This window comes from Streptomyces sp. NPDC059679, assembly GCF_042734105.1.
Taxonomy (GTDB): domain Bacteria; phylum Actinomycetota; class Actinomycetes; order Streptomycetales; family Streptomycetaceae; genus Streptomyces.
This window is the reverse complement of record NZ_JBHWES010000050.1, coordinates 12,477-28,774: the sequence shown is the minus strand read 5'-3', so window position 1 is coordinate 28,774 and position 16,298 is coordinate 12,477. Positions and strand designations below refer to the sequence as shown.

Annotated in this window: 18 protein-coding genes; all 18 read right to left on the bottom strand. The window is 69.5% G+C overall.

Translation table 11 applies throughout. The features are described from left to right. Complete coding sequence (locus tag ACFV2X_RS37985; protein ID WP_385625695.1) at positions 1–1,107, bottom strand: hypothetical protein; 1,107 nt, start codon at positions 1,105–1,107, stop codon at positions 1–3. Continuing rightward, positions 1,107–2,060: a hypothetical protein gene (locus ACFV2X_RS37980; protein ID WP_385625693.1), complete on the bottom strand. Its 954-nt coding sequence runs from the start codon at positions 2,058–2,060 to the stop codon at positions 1,107–1,109. Before ACFV2X_RS37980 ends, ACFV2X_RS37985 begins: the two co-directional genes overlap by 1 nt. A gap of 10 nt (positions 2,061–2,070) precedes the next feature. After that, complete coding sequence (locus ACFV2X_RS37975; RefSeq protein WP_385625692.1) at positions 2,071–2,967, bottom strand: phage distal tail protein; 897 nt, start codon at positions 2,965–2,967, stop codon at positions 2,071–2,073. Further along, positions 2,964–8,162, bottom strand: coding sequence for a phage tail tape measure protein (locus ACFV2X_RS37970; protein ID WP_385625690.1), 5,199 nt, complete (start codon positions 8,160–8,162; stop codon positions 2,964–2,966). Before ACFV2X_RS37970 ends, ACFV2X_RS37975 begins: the two co-directional genes overlap by 4 nt. A 21-nt stretch (positions 8,163–8,183) precedes the next feature. Further along, a complete protein-coding gene (locus ACFV2X_RS37965; protein WP_385625689.1) occupies positions 8,184–8,621 on the bottom strand; it encodes a hypothetical protein in 438 nt (145 codons plus the stop codon). Continuing rightward, positions 8,576–9,121 (bottom strand): hypothetical protein, encoded by a 546-nt coding sequence (locus ACFV2X_RS37960; protein ID WP_385625687.1) that lies wholly within the window; start codon positions 9,119–9,121, stop codon positions 8,576–8,578. The genes ACFV2X_RS37965 and ACFV2X_RS37960 overlap by 46 nt, the downstream gene beginning before the upstream one ends. A gap of 113 nt (positions 9,122–9,234) precedes the next feature. After that, positions 9,235–9,708 (bottom strand): hypothetical protein, encoded by a 474-nt coding sequence (locus ACFV2X_RS37955; RefSeq protein ID WP_385625686.1) that lies wholly within the window; start codon positions 9,706–9,708, stop codon positions 9,235–9,237. A 102-nt stretch (positions 9,709–9,810) separates the two neighbouring features. Then, positions 9,811–10,272 (bottom strand): hypothetical protein, encoded by a 462-nt coding sequence (locus ACFV2X_RS37950; protein WP_385625684.1) that lies wholly within the window; start codon positions 10,270–10,272, stop codon positions 9,811–9,813. After that, entirely contained in the window at positions 10,269–10,655 is a 387-nt protein-coding gene (locus tag ACFV2X_RS37945) for a hypothetical protein (RefSeq protein WP_385625682.1), read from the bottom strand. The genes ACFV2X_RS37950 and ACFV2X_RS37945 overlap by 4 nt, the downstream gene beginning before the upstream one ends. Further along, the gene (locus ACFV2X_RS37940) at positions 10,652–11,101 is read right to left on the bottom strand and encodes a DUF6093 family protein (protein WP_385625681.1); all 450 of its coding nucleotides are present in this window, start codon (positions 11,099–11,101) and stop codon (positions 10,652–10,654) included. Before ACFV2X_RS37940 ends, ACFV2X_RS37945 begins: the two co-directional genes overlap by 4 nt. Further along, positions 11,101–11,478 carry a hypothetical protein gene (locus tag ACFV2X_RS37935; protein ID WP_385625680.1) on the bottom strand — a complete coding sequence of 126 codons (378 nt, stop codon included), beginning with the start codon at positions 11,476–11,478 and terminating at the stop codon, positions 11,101–11,103. Before ACFV2X_RS37935 ends, ACFV2X_RS37940 begins: the two co-directional genes overlap by 1 nt. After that, positions 11,471–11,869 (bottom strand): hypothetical protein, encoded by a 399-nt coding sequence (locus ACFV2X_RS37930; RefSeq protein WP_385625679.1) that lies wholly within the window; start codon positions 11,867–11,869, stop codon positions 11,471–11,473. The genes ACFV2X_RS37935 and ACFV2X_RS37930 overlap by 8 nt, the downstream gene beginning before the upstream one ends. Next, positions 11,866–12,708 carry a hypothetical protein gene (locus ACFV2X_RS37925; RefSeq protein ID WP_385625677.1) on the bottom strand — a complete coding sequence of 281 codons (843 nt, stop codon included), beginning with the start codon at positions 12,706–12,708 and terminating at the stop codon, positions 11,866–11,868. The genes ACFV2X_RS37930 and ACFV2X_RS37925 overlap by 4 nt, the downstream gene beginning before the upstream one ends. Then, positions 12,705–13,037 carry a hypothetical protein gene (locus ACFV2X_RS37920; RefSeq protein WP_385625675.1) on the bottom strand — a complete coding sequence of 111 codons (333 nt, stop codon included), beginning with the start codon at positions 13,035–13,037 and terminating at the stop codon, positions 12,705–12,707. Before ACFV2X_RS37920 ends, ACFV2X_RS37925 begins: the two co-directional genes overlap by 4 nt. Before the next feature lie 91 nt (positions 13,038–13,128). After that, positions 13,129–13,446: a hypothetical protein gene (locus tag ACFV2X_RS37915; RefSeq protein ID WP_385625674.1), complete on the bottom strand. Its 318-nt coding sequence runs from the start codon at positions 13,444–13,446 to the stop codon at positions 13,129–13,131. Positions 13,447–13,449: 3 nt separating this feature from the next. Beyond that, entirely contained in the window at positions 13,450–14,514 is a 1,065-nt protein-coding gene (locus tag ACFV2X_RS37910; protein WP_385625672.1) for a major capsid protein, read from the bottom strand. Positions 14,515–14,529: 15 nt separating this feature from the next. Further along, positions 14,530–15,264 carry a hypothetical protein gene (locus tag ACFV2X_RS37905; RefSeq protein WP_385625670.1) on the bottom strand — a complete coding sequence of 245 codons (735 nt, stop codon included), beginning with the start codon at positions 15,262–15,264 and terminating at the stop codon, positions 14,530–14,532. 102 nt (positions 15,265–15,366) lie between these two features. Further along, positions 15,367–16,251, bottom strand: a complete 885-nt coding sequence (locus ACFV2X_RS37900; protein ID WP_385625668.1) for a hypothetical protein — start codon at positions 16,249–16,251, stop codon at positions 15,367–15,369. Between the last annotated feature and the right edge of the window lie 47 nt (positions 16,252–16,298).

Below are 16,298 nucleotides of genomic sequence, written 5' to 3'. Positions count from 1 at the left end.
TCAGGGCACCTCCGGGGCGCCGTAGTGGAAGGAGTCGGCGCGGCTGAGGGTGAGGGTGATCTGGTCTTCCCCGCCGTCACCGGCGCCGGGCCGGATCGACTCTGCGGTGATCCGTGACCAGCCCGCCCACGAGATCCATTCGTTGTTGACCTGCACTTGGACGTCGTCGCCGATCTGCCATGATCCGACTGGCGCGGCCGGATGGTCGCGGACCTGGATCGATTCGACGTCGCCCATGATCTGGCGGTGTTTGCGTTCGGCGGTCACCCGCCGGCCAAGGGTGTCCGTGCCGTTCACTGTGGGCAGGGCGAGCACCGACTCAAGGCGCAGCCGGCCGTCGCGCACCGAGTTGACGGCGAAGCGTGTCGCTGTGCCCTCACCGCTGCCGGTGCCGATGACCGTGTTGGCGTAGTCGTCGCCGGAGTAGGAGACGGGCGGGGCGGACACGATGTTCACGCCGGACCGGAAGCCGATGTCGGTGCGGCGGGCGCCGAGCCGCGGGTAGCCGAGGAGGATGCGGCGCTTGACGGTGCCGTTGGTCTGGTACTCGGTGTGGCACGCGTACTGCGGCGCGCCCTCCTCGCTGACGAGGTCGTCGACCTGGTCGCCGAGCACAGGCGTCTCGTACCAGTGGCTAGCCCACGGCTCTTCCGGGGTGCCGGCCTTCGCACTCGAGGTGGTTGCGTCGACCACGACGCCGAGGTTTCCGTCGGGCTGTTCCTGGGCGTAGGCCCAGATGTCGCGGATGATTTTGCACGGGTCGCCGTAGGTGTACGGGCCGCGGCCATTCAGGTTGCCGTGGGAGTCGTGCCGGTGCGCCAGGTAGGAGGACCAGCCAGCAGCTTCGATGGCGTACTTCCCGCCCTCGGGGGTCGCCGACCAGATGAGGCCGCCCCAGCGGAGGAACCCGTCGGCCTCCACGTAGATGAGTGCCTGGCCGGGCTGGAGCAGGTCTGCGTTGGCGCGCAGGAACTTGGGCGCCAGGGTGCCGGTGAGCGAACCGGGCCCGTTGAGTTCCCGGCCGAACTCGACCTCGCTCAACGGCAGGGCTGGGTGCAGCATCTCCCCGGTGAGGGCGTGCTGTGTCCAGTACCGCCAGCGGCCCATCAGATGGGGCCCTCGGTGAACTCAACGTCGATGTTGAAAGTGGTCGTCGCGTCCACGCCGATCGTGCCGGCGTTGCTAACGCGGGTGCGCATGCGGGAGTAGAACGGCTGGTTCGTGCCCCGCATCGCGGCCCCGGCGGTGGTGGTCAGGTCGATCGTCTCCACCATCTGCACCGTGTTTCGGCGCGCAGCGCTGCCCTGGTTGTCGTCGATGCCGACGTACTGGGCCGCCTCGATGGAGCCGAGCATGAAGCGGAAGTTGCCCCAGACGTTCCCGTCAGCGAGGCGGATCCCGCTGACCGTGAACACGATCTTCGCGGTCGTGGCCCAGGAGGGGACGGCGATCGTCGCCATCGTCAGATTGGGGTGGGTCTTCCATGTCTCGCTGGTTCCGCTGATCGTGACCAGCGGGTCCTGCGCGTAGTAGGGGTAAAGGATCCGGTCCCGGCGGGGGTTCGCGACCTTCCGAAGGTCCTTGATCATGCTGTTGGTGATGGTTGCGGTGGACGCGGGTATGTCGATCCGGGCGAGCGGGATCGCCGAGTAGCCGGACGGCACGGTCGTCGCGCTGCTGGAGACGTTGGAGACGACCTCGAAGTAGGCGATCGGGTCGGTCGCGGGGTCGCGGGTGCCCTCGTACTCGGGGTCCTCCACCCGAAGGATCACCATGTCCGACCGGCCACTGCCGCCCGTTGGGGCGATCGTCACCGACGTGTCGACGCCGATGTTGTACGCCGAGTAAGAGCCCTGCACCGAGCTCACCCGGCCGATGATGACCGCCGAGCCGTCAGCGATCTGCACCCCGCCCCCAGGCGTCGCCAAGGCGGTGACCTTGAGGTGGTCGCCCTCGGTGATGCCCTGGTTCGCTCGGGACAGGTCGCGGATCATCATGCGGAACTGCTGGGCGGTGTGCATCGCCCCCGTGGTGGCGATCGGCGTTGGGTTCAGTGCCATAGGGGTCTCCTCAGATGGCCTTGTAGGTCGGCCACCAGGTGACGGCCAGAGTGCTGGTCAGGGTCGGGTCCGTGGCGGTCCACTGGATCTCGTTCAGCCCCGGCATGAGGACGAACTCGTCGATGCGGGACTTCGGCGCGAGGGGCGCGGAGCCGCCGTTCTCCCTTAGCACCGTCCGCCACCCGGGCCGGGTGTCCACCTCCACCCACTCCCCCTCGGCGAGCGTCGTCTGCACCGTGAGCGTCCGACCGGAGGCGACGTGGGTGATGGTCGGGTTGGCGCAGGGCCCGTTGACGCGCAGCACGGGCCAGGCCGGGGCGGTGCCGTCGACCTCGAGCCAGCCGGGCCGGCCGACAGCGAGCGGGTCACCGGCGATCGTGAACGGGAACGCCAGCGGGAACGTGAGCCCGCCGGAGGTGAGCAGGCCGAGGGGGATGCTGGTGGTGTCGGTCGTGTCGGCGTAGAACAGGTGGTCCTGGGCCTGGAACTCGATGTCCACTGGGGCGTAGCCGTGGATCATCTGGGTGAGGTCGGGCTCCAACTTCCGGATCCTGCCGCGGACGGTCCGGGGCGGTCGGCCAGGGAACTTCAGCCGCAGGTCCATGGTGGTGCCACCGGCGCCGCGCACTGCGGGGGTATCGGCGGTGTCCTGGAGTGCGGCCAGTCGGTCCAGCACGGTGCCGGGCTGCCCGACGACCCGGATGGCGGCGTCGATGCGGATCGTTCGGCCGCCGTAGTAGTCTCGGCCGATCCACAGCCCGTCCTCGGATGGCGGTTCCACGTCGCTGGCGCGGACGGGCGGCTGCCCCAGGCCCTCGAGCGCGCGGATCTGCACGTCGGTGCCGGCGCCGATGAGGACTCCGCCGAGCTCGTGCTGCCAGTCGTCCAACTCCACCGGCGTGCTCACCGCGCCCCCACTCCGCCGCGCGCAAGGCGACGCAGCTGGTAACTGTTGTCGGCGTCGATCCGGCGGGCGGTCTCGGACGCGCTGCCGCCGGAGGTGACGTGCCATGTCTGGGTGCCGACCAGCGGGCCCTGCTCGCGGATGACGACGACGCGGCCGCCGTCGCCCGCGGGGGTGATGCCGAGGCCGAAGCGGTGCGCCACGTCGGACAGCACGTTGGTCGCGGCGCCGCGCTTGCTGGCGCCGAGGGGGATGTACGCCTCGCCTCCGGTCTCCGGCTCCGCGAACCGCACCAGGCCGGCGCGGGTGGCGTACAGGCCGGCCCGGATGCCGCCGTTCGCGTAGGCCATGCCCTTCTGGGCGCGGGCCAGGTCGGCGAAGAACTGCGCGCCGCGGGAGCCGAGGGACTTCGACATCTGCCCTTTGGCCTTGGTCGCCACGGTGATGATTTCGTCCTCGCCGAGCCCGGTCTTGTCCGCCACGGCGTGGATGCCGACCTTGCTGGAGGTGACGGCGGCGATGATCTGCACCATCTCCGCCACCTGGTCCTGGGTGAGTGCGGAGTTGGCCTTCTTCGCGGCGTCGTTGGCCCTCTTTGCCTTGCCCTTGTCCTTCACCGCCGAGGCGGCGATGTCGATGGCGGCCTGGTCGCCCTGCGCGGCGAGCTGGGCGGCGAGGTCGCCGTATCCGGCTGCGGCGAGCTGGGCGAGGTTCGCCTGGAACGCGGAGTTCGAGGCGTTGGCCCTGTCGAGCTGCCGCGTGTAGTCCGTCAGCGACGCCTTCGCGGTCTTGCCCAGGTCCCGGAGCTGCTTGGCCATCATCTCGATGTACCGCTTGCTGCCGTGCGCCATCTTCTTCGTCAAGGCGACGCCGTCCTCGCCCATGTTGGCCAGGGCCTCGGCGACGTCGGATCCGACGCGGTCGGAGACCGTGGACAAGTCCTTGTTCCAGGCGCGCGCCGCCTTCGCCGTGGACATTAGCTTCTTCTCGACCGCGGCCAAGCTGAAGTAGTCGACCTCTTTCGTGCCGTGCTTGGTTTTGACCTTGCGGGTCTTGTGTCCGGCCTGCCCGGCGTCGGAAGCCGAGTACAGGGAGCCGGTCTGCGGGTCGTAGCGCCAGTCAGTGATGGAGCCGTCGGCGTTCCACTGGATGCCGCGGGGGTCGCCGCCGAGGCGCCGCACGATCTCCTCGGTGATCCGGCGGGATCGGGGCCGCTTGGATGGGGCGAACGGCACGTACCCCTCGCCCTGTGTCTCCGGCTCTCCCCACACCCGCCACGACCCGGCTGGGGCGATCTGCGCGACGTGGTCCTCAGACCCGCCAGCGAAATGCCGGACGCCGCCGCGCTGGATGCCGCCGTTGGCGTAGTAGTCGACGATCCCGCCGTCTGCTTTCCCAAACCCTCCGAACCCACCCAGGGCGGAGATGGCGGCCCGTGCCGCCCCGATCCCCGTGGCGACCACGTTGATCGACACCGTCTTGCCGCTCAGCCTGTTGATGGCGGACTGGATCGCGGCGGCCTGCGCGCTCGGCGTTCCGGTGGGGATGGTGATGGTGACGTTCTTGCTGCCGGGAACGGCGTGGATTTTGAACCCTAGGGCTTCCAACTGCTGGCGGGCCTCAGCAGTCGGCGCCCGCATGGTGATGGTCTTGCCCTTGGTGTCCCGGACCTTGGCCTGGACACTCTGCAGGTCCTTGATTGCCGCTTTGGTCTCGGCGGTGAGCGTGACCTTCTTGTCCTTGACCGCTCCTTCCTGGCGGAGGAAGTCGGCGAGGGCCTGCTTCGCGGCGTCGGTCTTCGCGGTCAGCTTGTACTCGCGGGTGCCCGGGATCAGCTTCGCGGTGATCCCGATCTCCTCGAGCTTCTTCTTCGCGTCCGCGGACAGCGTGTCGACCTTCACGGTCTTCTTGTCCGGGAACCGCTCGAACTCGGCCTGGACCGCCAGCAGCTCCGCCAGGGTGGAGTCGAGGCCCTTGGCCTGGAGGAGGATGCTGACCTGGTCTGGGATCAGGCCCAGCGAGTCTGCGACGCGCTTGGCCTGCGGGGCAGTGAGCCCGTAGCCCTCAGCCAGCTTGATCGCGGCGTCCCGGGACTTCTGCATCTCCGCGCGGGCCGCTTCCAGCCTGGCGGGCAGGTCCTTGCCCTGGGACTCGGCGAAGTCGTAGGCCGCGATCGCGGCGGTGCCGGAGGCGTCAGTCAGGTTGTTCAGGGTACTGAAGAGGGCCTGACCGTTCTTCGTGGTGGTGTCCAGGGCCCCGTTGGACTTGATCAGGGCCTTCCCGTAGCCCTGGGACCTGTCGATGCCCTCCTTCATCGAGTCGTTGGCCTGGGTGATCGCCTCGTTCACGCGGGCCTCGGCCGCCTGGAGACTGACGGAGCCGCCCGACAGCAGGTCCAGGGACTGGCGCAGCGCCCGGGTGCGGGAGTCGGCATCCGCGGTCTTGTCGGCCAGTGCGCCTACGGCGTCTTTGAGCTGGTCGTATGCGCTGACGCCCTTGTTCTTGTCGATGGCGTCGGTGAGGTCCTTGGCGTTCTTCTTCGCCGTGCTGGCGTCCTCGCCCAGCTGCTTGAGAGCGATGGAGGCATACAGGTACTTGATGCCCTTGCTCTTGGCCAGCTTTCCCATCTTGGTGCTCAGGTCGTCGATCGACGCTCCCTGGCCCAGGTAGGCGTCTGTGACTTCGTTGAGGCTGTACCCCTCCCTGTTCAGGAGCTTGATCAGGGATTCCTTGTTGCCTCCTAGGCTGGTGTTGAACTTGGCCTGCTGCAGTGTCTGGGCTGCGGTTTGCCGCACCGATTCGTTGACCTGCCCGTTGGACTGCTGGAGTGCCCCGGTGAGCGCGTCGACCTGGGCTTTGTGCTCGGCTGCCGCTTGGGCGGCCTTCTGCTGCTGGTTGGCGTACATGCCGAGGCCCACGGACGCGGCGGCGATGGCCACCCCCCAGGGCCCGCCGAGGGCGTTCACGAGCCCGCCGCCCAGACTCCGGGCCCCGGCGCCGGCGGCGGCGGTGACGCCGCGCAGGGTGGAGACGAAGCCCGTGCCGGAGGCGGTCGCGCTGCGGAAAGCGGCGCCCATCGCCCCGATCGTGGTGGACCGGGCCTGAAGTACGGCCATCGCGGCCCCGTACCGGGTCAGGGAAACGCCGGAGGCGGCAGCGAGGGACCGCTGGACGGCCATCTGCTGGTTGAGGGACTGGAACGCGCCAGTGACCGAGCCCCGCACGGTGGTGGCGATGTTGGTGAGCGCGGGCTGGACACGGCGGAACAGCAGCATCGCGAACACCGCGGACTGGACCGGGCCGGGGAGGGCGCCGAACACGGAGACCAATCCGCCGACCAGGTGCCCGATCGGGCCCAGCACGGTGGACAGGGCGCCCACGGCGGTGGCGGCGGCGTCCAGGATCATCACCATCATGTCCATCGCCGTCGCGGCGCCATCCGATCCGGAAGCGACGTCGGCGAGCGCTGAGACGACTGGTTCGACGCCGTCGGCGAGGTTGGACAGCACCTGTGCGGCGAGCCTGCCCGCGGTGATGATGAGGTGCAGCGCGGTGGCGGCCGCGTCCGCGCCGAAGTCCTTGAACCCGCCAGCCATGTCGCGTGCGGCGTCGGCGATGCCCCCGAACTGTCGGCGGGCTGCGGCGGCGATGTCGGGCCCGAAGAGGGTCGCGGCGGCGTTGAAGTAGTTGAAGAACGCGGTGATCTTCGGGGTGGCCTTCGACATCGCCGAGGTGACGCCACGGGTCAGGAACTCCAGGCCCGGCGCCATCCCGTCGTAGATCGCCAGGCCGGTCTGCCTCGACTGGGTCCTCAACTGGGTCATGGCACCGGCGAGGCCCTTGCCCTTGGCAGCGGCGATGTCGGCCGCCGCGCCGGTACCGGACACGGCCTGCATGAGCGCGTCGAAGGAGTCGACGCCCTGGTGGGCGAGAGCAATGGCACCGGACATGGCCGGCTTGCCCATGGCCTTCTTGACCGCGGCGGCGAAGTCCTGCTGGGACATGCGGTGCTGGGCCTTGGACAGGCCGTCGATGACTGTGCGGAGGCCCAGGAAGCGTCCTTGGGCGTCCCACGCCTCGATCCCCATGGCCTTCAGGCCCTCGATCATCTGCGGGGTGGGGGCGGCCAGGTTGGCCATCATGCCGCGCAGCGTGGTGCCCGCGGTTTGGCCGAGGATGCCGCTCTTGCCGAGCATGCCGATTGCGGCCGCGGTCTCCTGCATGGTCGCGCCGAGCCCGTGGGCGACCGGCCCGGCGTACTTCATGGCGTAGTAGATGTCGATGATGTCGCCGCTCGCGGCGTTGGCGGTGGCGGCGAGAGTGTCGGCGGCGACGGATGCCTGGTCAGCACCCATGCCGAACTGGTCCATCATGTCGCCGAGGTACTTCGCGGAGTCAGCGGCGGACACCTGGGCGGCCGAGGCGAGCTGAAGGGACGCGCGGGTCGCGCTGATGGCCTGGTCGGTACGGAATCCCGCCTTCGCGAGCTCGACCATGGCGTCGGCTGCTTCGGTCGCAGAGGCGTTCGGCAAGCTGAGGTCGTTGCCGAGTTGGGCGGCGGTCAGCGCGGCCCGCTGCATCTGAATCTGCGTGGCCCCGGTGACCGCGCCGAAGGTGTTCATGGCCTGCTGGTACTCGTTGCCGTTCCTGACCAGTTCGCCCATGCCCAGCACCAGGCCGCCGCCGGACAGCAGCGCGGCCATGCGGGCCAGCTCGCCGCGGGCGGTGCGCGTGTCCCGTGCGATGCCGCGCAGGGCCCTCGTGTTCCCGACCCGGTTCATGTGGGTGGAGGCGGTGCGGGCGGCGGCCGCGAGTCGGGTGAGGTCGCGGATGGCGGCGTTGATCTGGGAGTTCATGCCGCGTAGGTGCGCGCTGGCCTGGCGGGAGTTCGTGCCGAGGCTGTTGAGGTGCCGGTTGGCGACGCGAGCGGCGTCTCCGTAGCGGCCGAGTTGCCGGGCGGAGGTGCGGGCGTGGTCGCCGAGCTGGTTCAGGTGGCGGGCGGCCTGCCGGGCCTCCCGGCCGAGGGTGCGGATGCCGTTCGCCGCGGTGCGGGAGGCGGCGCCGAGTTCGCGGACCTCCCGCCTCGCGGACCTCGTGGCGCGTTCGAGAGAGCGGGCGTGCTGGGCCGACTCACGCAGCACCCGGGCCAGGCTGTTGCCCTGCGCCCGCAGGTCCACGGACAGGTTCCAGTTGGCCACGGCCCGCTCCTCCTTCCTCAGCTACTCGTCGTCTTCGTCGCGCCGTCGGCCGGTCAGCTCCCGCTGCGCCTGGAGCGCGGCGTGCACGGCGGCGGGCAGTAGGTAGACCTTCATGCCGCGGGCGGCCTGCCCCTCAGTGGGGAGTTCGGCCTGCTTGTCGGCGATGACCTCGCAGCCAGCGCACTTGTGGGTCGCCGCCACGTACGCGTTCTCGTCGCCCCCGGATGCTTCGTCCCATTCGGCATCCCGGGTGCCGCACTGGGGGCACACGGTGCGCTGGTACTCGCGGTAGGCGAGAGCCTTGGCCCGGTCGCGCGCCGTCCAGGTGCCGTCCCCGATGCCACGGAACTGGGAGTGCGGGATGCCCCACCGGTCACACAGCTCAAGCTCGGTGCGCAGCCGGACATCGGAGATCAGCCTTTTCCCACGTCGAGCCGTGTCACCTGCTGCACGTCCCACGCCGTCTGGAAAAGCTGAGCGGCCTCACCCTCGGCCCAGGTGTTCAGGTAGTGAGCAGCGTCCTCTTCGGTGATGCCGTCCAGGGACGACTGGGCGATGAGCTTCGGCCCCATCGTCTCGACGTCGTACTCGAGACCGTCGTCTGACTGCTCCTCGCTCGCCGGGTGCGCCTTCTTCAGCGCCTCGAACACGGGGCGCTCCAGCGCCTGGAACCGGAGGACGATGGCCTCTTCATCGAATGCTGCCTGCGCCTTGGACACGGCGCGGGTAGCGGCGGCGACCCGCTTCTTCAGGTTCGCGTCGCTCGGATCGACTTCGAGGAGCCGCTTCGCCTGCCGCTCCTCGTACTGGGCTTCACCGAGGGCTTCCTTGACGGTCTCGTCGTCGCAGATGGTGAGCTTGGCGACGGGCCGGTTGCGGTTCCGTAGGCGTTCCAGCTTGGCGGCCCAGTGCGCATCCTTCGCGACGGCGTTCGCTGGGGGCTCGATGGTGGTGGTCATGATGGTGGTCCTCCATCAGGGGAAGGGGGCCCGGCCGGGCGCCGCACGGGCGCCCCTTCCCGAACGTCGTGTCGGGCCCGGCCGGGAGCTGGGAGAGGGGCCGGTGCGGCGCGTCAGGGGCCGGTGGGGACGGTGGCGTTCAGCAGTGGCCGGTCGGTGACGGAGAACTTCACCATCAGCTTGGCGGCTTCGTTGTCCGCGGTGATCTGCGGGGAGTTGCTGGCCACGCGTACCGGGTAGACGTCCATGCCCTTGGAGGCGGCGGTCTTGCCTTTGCGGCAGATGATGACGAAGCCGGTGGTTCCCTTGGCGAGGTCGGTTTCGATGGTGTCGGTGGTGGAGTCCTCGTAGAACGTGAGCGAGCTGTCACCCACCGAGTCGTCGCCGGGGATCTTCGACACGAACGTGGAGTCCATGTCGGGGGTCTCAATCTCCTGGTTCTCCAGGGTGAAGCCCTCCACGGCGGCGATCTGCTTGGTGTAGTCCGTGGCACCGGTCATCTCGGTGGCGGTCGGCAGGTAGGTAGTGGACGCGATCGTGTCCGTCCAAAGGATCTTGGTTACGCCCTTGCGGTTGAACCTGGGCATGGGTTGGGCCCCTTTTTTCACGCGGTGTGTCAGTGGCGGCCACTACAAGGGGTGGCGTCCGCGTGGGGTCCCGCCGCGGTGCGGTGAAGCGCCTGACCGGGGTCAGGCGGTGGTCAGGCCGAGCCTGAACCGCTGCACGTAGCTGATGATCCCATCTGCTGGGTCGTTCGTTGCCCCGGGTTCGGTCTCGAGCTCACGGCAAGTGCAGGAGGTGCTGGGGATGTCGAGGTTGTGCAGCCACTGGCTGGTCGCCGGGTCGCGGCCGATGAGCGCCTGGCGGGCTTTGTCGGCCAGGCCCTCCGCTTGCTCGAGGGTGCCGTAACTCGCGGACTGGCCCGGCGTCGGCCCGGACACGGAGGTGACCTGGTAGACGATCTCCATGTCCTCGTTCTGGTCCGCGTACGGTGCGCCCGCCGCGGCCACATCGACGACCTGGACGACGTAGTACGGCGGCGCCTTGAATCCCGTCGTGGTACGCGGGATGGAGCCCTTGCCGACTGGCAACGCCGTCGCCGTGCCGAGGAGCGCGACGAGCGCGTTGGTGACGAGCCGTTTCTCGATCACCTCAGCACCTCCTCGACCGCCGAGCGCATCGCCATGCGCAGCGCCGCAGTGATGGTCGGCAGGGATGGCTGGACGTGCGGGAAGGGTGGCTGGTTGTAGGAGCGGCCGAGGGAATCAGTGCCGACGAAGCCGAACTCGAGGCGCCGGCCCTGTGGCCGGTCGGTGCCGATCGTGCACTGCGCCCCGTACGGCAACCTGCGGTTCACCACTTGCCACGAGTTCCGGTAGTCGCCGGTGATGACGTTCGGGCCGGGCCGACCGGAGGCGTGGCCGCGGATCTGTGCGCGGCCGAGCTCGCCGACGTGCTGCATGTGCCGGTGGATCGCCGGGCCGATCCGGTGTGCGGCGGCCTCGAGACGGTCTGCGAGCTGTTCGGGTGTCACGGCGTCTCCCGCGGGGCCTGGTTCTGGTCGAGGGGGGTGATACGGACGGCCTCGAGAGTTGCGGCACGGGCGGGGTCCTGCGCGATCCACGTCCGGCCGATCAGCGCCGTGTTGCCAGGGTTGTGCACGCCAACGACGGTGATGATGTCGTCCTTCGCTGCCATCGGCGCAGTGAGGGGGGTGAAAAGCCGGTAGCGGGAGCGGGTCTCCTGGACCCACATCTGCCCAGCATCCGGCACGGCGGACATCTCCGACTGCGCGGTGCCGCCCTGAACCGCCCCAGGGCCCTCGTACACCGTCTCTCCCGGCGGGTATTCGTTCTGGCCGGTGTCGGGGTTGTAGACGGGATCACCACCGCCCGGCCGGCTGATACGGACGGTGTCGACCAGGAGGTTCGTGTCGAGCCAGCGGCCGACGGCGGCGAGGACGTTGTCGAGACCGGGCATCAGGGCCTCCCCATTGCCCAGTCGGCCAGCTGGGCGAGCATGGCCCGGGTGAGGTCGTACTTCACGTTCTCGAGGTCGTCGCGGTTCAGCGCGGCGTTCTCCAGCGCGCTGGGCTCGATGCCAGCCAGGAACTGAGCGATGGCCTCGCCAGGCTCCTGCGGGGCGGCGACGGCGACACGGGCCAGCCCGTCGAAGATGGCCCCGGCCGGGTGCCGGACATGCAGGATCAGGAGCGGCAGCGCGTTGGGCACGTCGTGCTCAAGGGTGTAGCCGACCACGTAGTTGCCGACCTCTGCGTCGTCGATGCTGATGTTGGCGTGGCCGGGCTGCGCGTCGATGACGATGTTGTGCGCGGACGGCTTCAGGGGCTCAGCCACCGCCGCTCACCTGCTGCACGCGTGCTTCATGCTCCGCTATCGCTGCAGACAGGTGCGGATCAGGGTCGATCTCCACCTTCTGCTCCACGTGACGCAGGAACTTCGCGGCCTCATGCGCCTTTATGTCGAAGATCTTGTGTCCGTCGGAGTCTAGGTAGTACTCGGTGAAGCAGATGATGCCCGGCGACGTGCTGCGGGGCCTCACGTTGTACTCCACCGTGATCGTGTCCAGTGCGACGCGCGCGGGCTCGATCTCGTTCGCTTGCAACCAGTGGCGGATTCGCTGTTGTTGCTCGTCAGTGATGTTCTTGCCCGTCTCGAAGATGGTAATGATCCTCTTCTCAACCGGACTGGGTACCAGACTCGGGTGGCCGGACTGTTCGCTGGTCATGCGGGGTCTCCTGATTCGAGGCCGGTCCGTCCGGTGAGGTCGGGGCGGGGGATGAGCTCGCGTATGCACCCATGGTGAGCACTGGGGAACGTGGCGCAGTCTTCGATGGAGCGGATGGTGCCATCAGCGTGATCGGTGTCCTCATGGCTGACGAATCCGCACTCGGGCCCGTCCCGGACTTCCATCCATTCGGCGGCGAGCTCGAGGCGGGCGATGTTGATGGCGCCGCGGTTGGCGGTGACGACGCCCTGCCAGGACAGCGCGGAGGAGGCCCAGGAGCGGACGGGGTGCCGGGCTTGGTTGGCGTAGATGACGGTATCGAGCGGATGCTCCTCGAGGAGCGCGGCCGCATCGACGGCGGAGGTGGCCCGTACGGCGTCCTGGGCGGCGCGGGCGAATGCCTGGGCGCGGCGTACGGCCTCGGTGATGCGGCGGATCAGGTCGGCCCAGAACGGGGCGGTCAGGCCGGTGATGGCCGCCTGGTGCTCCGTGGTCCAGGTGAAGAGATGCACGTCCCGCTCGGCCGCGCGGAGGGCCCTGACGGCGCCGTCCCGGTAGGCGATGGGCAGGTCCTGGGCGGCCCATCGTTCGGCGAGGGCGCGGGCCCGGCGGTCGTACTCGGCCACCGCGGCGTTGAAGTCGGTCAGGGCTTCGCGGATGCGGCGCGTCCGTCCGACCGCGCGCCCGCCCTCGATCTGCTCGAGCCGCTGGAGAAGGCTGGTCTGGCTGGTGTGGAGGATGGCCCACGTGCGGGTCAGCTGCGCGACGGCGGCCGCGATGAGCGCGGTGAGCTCCTGCCGGTCGTCTTGAGTACGAGCGTCGCGGACGGGCGTGGTCATCGGCGGGGCCGTTCGCGGAGCTGGATGACCGCGAATCCGACGCTGCTGTCGCCGTCGACCGGGTCGTCGGGCGCCGGGGGCTGCCCGGTCTCGAGGAGGGCGATCTGCCGCTCGAGGGCCTTGATGTTCTCGGCGTAGGAGACGGAGACGACGGAGCTGACGCCGACGGACGCGGGCTGGCCCATGACCAGGGCGGCCTTGCGCTCGCGCAGGATCTCGAGGGCGACAGCACGCGCTGAGCCGAGCCGGGCGTAGCGCTGGTCGAGGTCGGCGAGGTCAGTGTCGGTGCCGAGCTGGCTGATTAGCCATGCGCGGGTGGCGTCGTCCACCTGGTCACCTCCAGGGTCAGGGTCGGGAAGGGGGTGGGGTACGGTGCGGGCTCGTTGGCGCCCCAGCCCGTACGGGCCCGCACCGCGCGCGTCAGCTGGTGCCCTCGTCAGCTGACTTCCGGCCCCGGGCCGGTCGAGCGGCCGCCTTCTTGACGGCCGGCTTGGTGGCCTCGGCGTCATCAGCGCCGGAAGCCGAGGCGCCGCCAGAGTCGCCGCCCTGGCCGTTTCCCTGCTCTCCGTCGCCCGCCTGGGCCTTCTTCGCAGCGGCCGGCAGCTTCCCGTCCACCCACGCGGCCGGGTTCGTCACCAGGGCTGCCAGCCGGGCCGGGGGATTCGTCCCCGCGGCCAGCTCGACGGTCTGGCGGGTCTCCGGGTCCTGGACGTACACGGTGCTCTTCAGCTGGGCCATGGCTCACCACACCGTCGCGGCGATGTGGATGTCCGGCACGTACATGACGGGCAGGGCGGCGGCGGAGCCCTTCGTCCACACTTGCGGCGGGTCGTCCTGGTAGCCGCGGGTGACGACGATGCCGGGGGCGTCTTCTCGCACGATGGCCGGGTTGCCGCCGCGGGAGAGGATCAGGCCGTCGGCGGTGAGCCCGTACTGGGTCTCGGCCCACTGCTTGGGGTTGGGCGGCAGCAGGAAGAACATGTTCTCCGGCAGCGCGCGGACGTCCGTGCCGTCATCCTTCTCGATCTTGACGTCGTAGCGCTCGATCGGGGGGAGGCCGTAGCGGGCGCGGACGACGTTGACCTCGTTGGGAGCCAGGACCGCGGTGGGGATCGTCGACGCCGAGTTCACGCTGCCGTAGTAGGCGGCGCGGTAGGAGTCGTTGGCCATCATCTGTGCCCACCCCTTGTAGGAGGTGAGGGCGCGGGACGGTTCCGGAGCACCGGAGGAGCGCAGGACCTCCATCCAGCGCATCTCGTCGCCGAGGATGTCCGCGGTGGGGTCGGTCCACGGTGTAGGGGCGGTCGGCATGTTCGCGGCCGGCACCTTGTAGTCGGCCTCCAGGGTGAGACCGTTCTCACCGACCAGGGAGAACTTGCCGTCGACCAGAAGGTCGCCGACGGCCAGTTCGAGACGCTTCTTGATGGACAGGACATGTGCGGCGACATCGTCGTAGACGGCCTGGACGAGTTCGCGGCTGTCCATGCCGCGGTCGAGGTTTTCCAGGATCGTCTCGAACTCGCCGACGATGTACTTCTGCCCCAGCGGCAGGAGCTTCCCGGAGGTCGCGAACTGCGTGATCTCACGCGTGGCGACCTTGGTCTGGGCGTCCCACGCGCGGTAGGAGGCGGCGGCGACGCGTCGGCGGGTGCCGCGGGTCTCCCACTTCACGGAGTCGATGGTGCGCTCGGGCATGACCGACAGAGTCAGCGCGTAGTCGGCCGGGGTCTGGATTTCACGGACGAACGCCTGGATCTCGGTCGGGCTGATGTCGCGGAGCAGGAGCTCCAGCATGTCGTTCGGCATGTCTGGTTCTCCTGATCAGACCTTGTAGACGAACTGGGTGTTGGAGCCGGCCGGGGCGTCGGCCGGGTCGAAGGCCACGGGCAGCTTCGAGGTGTCGATCTGGCCGTGGACCATGAGCGGCGCGGCGACCTTCGTGGAGCCGGGGAAGAAGGACACCTCGGTGAAGAGGAACCCGCGGAAGGTCTGGGTGCCGTCCGAGGCGGTGGCGGTGCCGCCGGCGGTGGTGGTGGCTACGGCGACGGCGGGGCTGGTGCCGCCGGTGAAGGAGCCGGTGGCGGTCATCTGAGCCACGTTGTCGCCGAGGTACTGGCCGCCGAAGGTGACCGTGTAGGGTCCGCCCGCGTTCCCGGTGACGGTCATGTCGCCGGGGTTGACGTTCGACAGCCCTTCCAGGGCGGTCTGCACGGCGGCGGCGGTGGCGTTGTAGGCGATCGCCGCAGTGGTCTGACCGGAGAAGGTCAGCGTGAACGTGCCGCCGGTCGGGCCGCCGGTGATGGTGACGGTCTGGACCTCGTTGGTGACTGCGGCGTACGGCTCGTACAGGCCCGTCGTGCTGTTCTTGCCGAGGGGGATGCCGGACTTCAGCTTCCGCTCGGGCTGGTAGGCGGATGCCTCGGTCCAGTGCAGGGTTTCGCTGAACTGGGTGAGGTCGAGGGTGACGGAGACGTTGGCCTCGATGCCGAGCATGCTCATCAGCCACGGCCGGCCAACGGCAAGGGTTTCCGTGGTGGTGTACGGCTGGATGTCCACGCCGTAGCCCCTTTCGCGAGGTGCGAGGTTGTGGTGAGGGCACCACTAGGGGTGCCGTCCACGTGGGGGTGAGGGCGTGGTCCCTGGTCTGTCGGCCGCGGGTTAGGCGGCGTCGTCTGCGGCGCGTAGGCCCATGTCGATGGCGCGTCGGCGGGCTTCCTGTCGAACGGCGTCCTTGGCCGGGGCGGGGGTGCGGGGCTGCTGCCCGCCGGCGGGGGCACCGCCCGGCGCGGGAGGAGGCCCTGCGGCCGCGGCCAACGCGCCGAAGTCGGCGGGTCGGCGTTCCTTCAGTGCCTCGGCGGTCTGCTGAAGCTGCTCGGGTGTGGGGTCGGTGATCCCGGCGGCGGTGAGGTCGTTGCGCAGGAGGGCGCCGACGTCGGCAAGGTTGGTGGGGGCGACGCCCATGCCGATGAGGAGGATGCGCTGGTCGGCTTCCTGGCGGATCCGGGCGGCCTCGGTGGCCTTGGCCTCGGCTGCGGCGAGTACCTGCTCGGCTTGCGCGCGCGCTTCCGCTGCGTCGGCTTCGCGACGCTCCAGCTCGGTCATGCGCTGCCGGGCGGTCTCGCGGGCGTCCTTCAGCATGCTGCCGACCTTGGACAGGTCGATCTGGTCGGGGTCGAGCCCGGCGGCTTCGGCGACCGCGCGGAGGGCTTCGCGGCGGCCCTTGTCGTGCTCGCGGGTCATGACCATGGAGAAGCGGCCCTGTGTCATGGGCTTCCCAGTCTGGAAGTCCATCAGGGGCCGGTCGTCGGCGTCTGCACGCTGGTCGGCCGGCTTGATGCGCGGCTGGCCGCCTCCATCGCCTTGGTCACCGTGCTGCTGGGCGCGGGCGGCGACATCGGCAGGGGTGGGGGCGGGTGTTCCCCCGGCCGGCGGGTCGCCGCCGTCGTTGTAGAAGACGGGGCTGAAGGGGCTCGGGGCGTAGGGGTGCGACCAGCCCGGTATGGCCTGGCTGGTGTGCGGGTGGTGCAGCGCGGGGCGGCGCATGAGGGCTGGTCCTCCCACAGGAGTAGTCGTCGGCCCCGCGCCTGAGA

Coding starts and splice junctions, on each gene's coding strand:
- ACFV2X_RS37985 (WP_385625695.1), bottom strand. CDS start 1,107: ATGGGCCGCTGGCGGTACTGGACACAGCACGCCCTCACCGGGGAGATG.
- ACFV2X_RS37925 (WP_385625677.1), bottom strand. CDS start 12,708: ATGACCACGCCCGTCCGCGACGCTCGTACTCAAGACGACCGGCAGGAG.
- ACFV2X_RS37900 (WP_385625668.1), bottom strand. CDS start 16,251: ATGCGCCGCCCCGCGCTGCACCACCCGCACACCAGCCAGGCCATACCG.
- ACFV2X_RS37955 (WP_385625686.1), bottom strand. CDS start 9,708: ATGCCCAGGTTCAACCGCAAGGGCGTAACCAAGATCCTTTGGACGGAC.
- ACFV2X_RS37980 (WP_385625693.1), bottom strand. CDS start 2,060: ATGGCACTGAACCCAACGCCGATCGCCACCACGGGGGCGATGCACACC.
- ACFV2X_RS37940 (WP_385625681.1), bottom strand. CDS start 11,101: ATGCCCGGTCTCGACAACGTCCTCGCCGCCGTCGGCCGCTGGCTCGAC.
- ACFV2X_RS37960 (WP_385625687.1), bottom strand. CDS start 9,121: ATGACCACCACCATCGAGCCCCCAGCGAACGCCGTCGCGAAGGATGCG.
- ACFV2X_RS37915 (WP_385625674.1), bottom strand. CDS start 13,446: ATGGCCCAGCTGAAGAGCACCGTGTACGTCCAGGACCCGGAGACCCGC.
- ACFV2X_RS37910 (WP_385625672.1), bottom strand. CDS start 14,514: ATGCCGAACGACATGCTGGAGCTCCTGCTCCGCGACATCAGCCCGACC.
- ACFV2X_RS37930 (WP_385625679.1), bottom strand. CDS start 11,869: ATGACCAGCGAACAGTCCGGCCACCCGAGTCTGGTACCCAGTCCGGTT.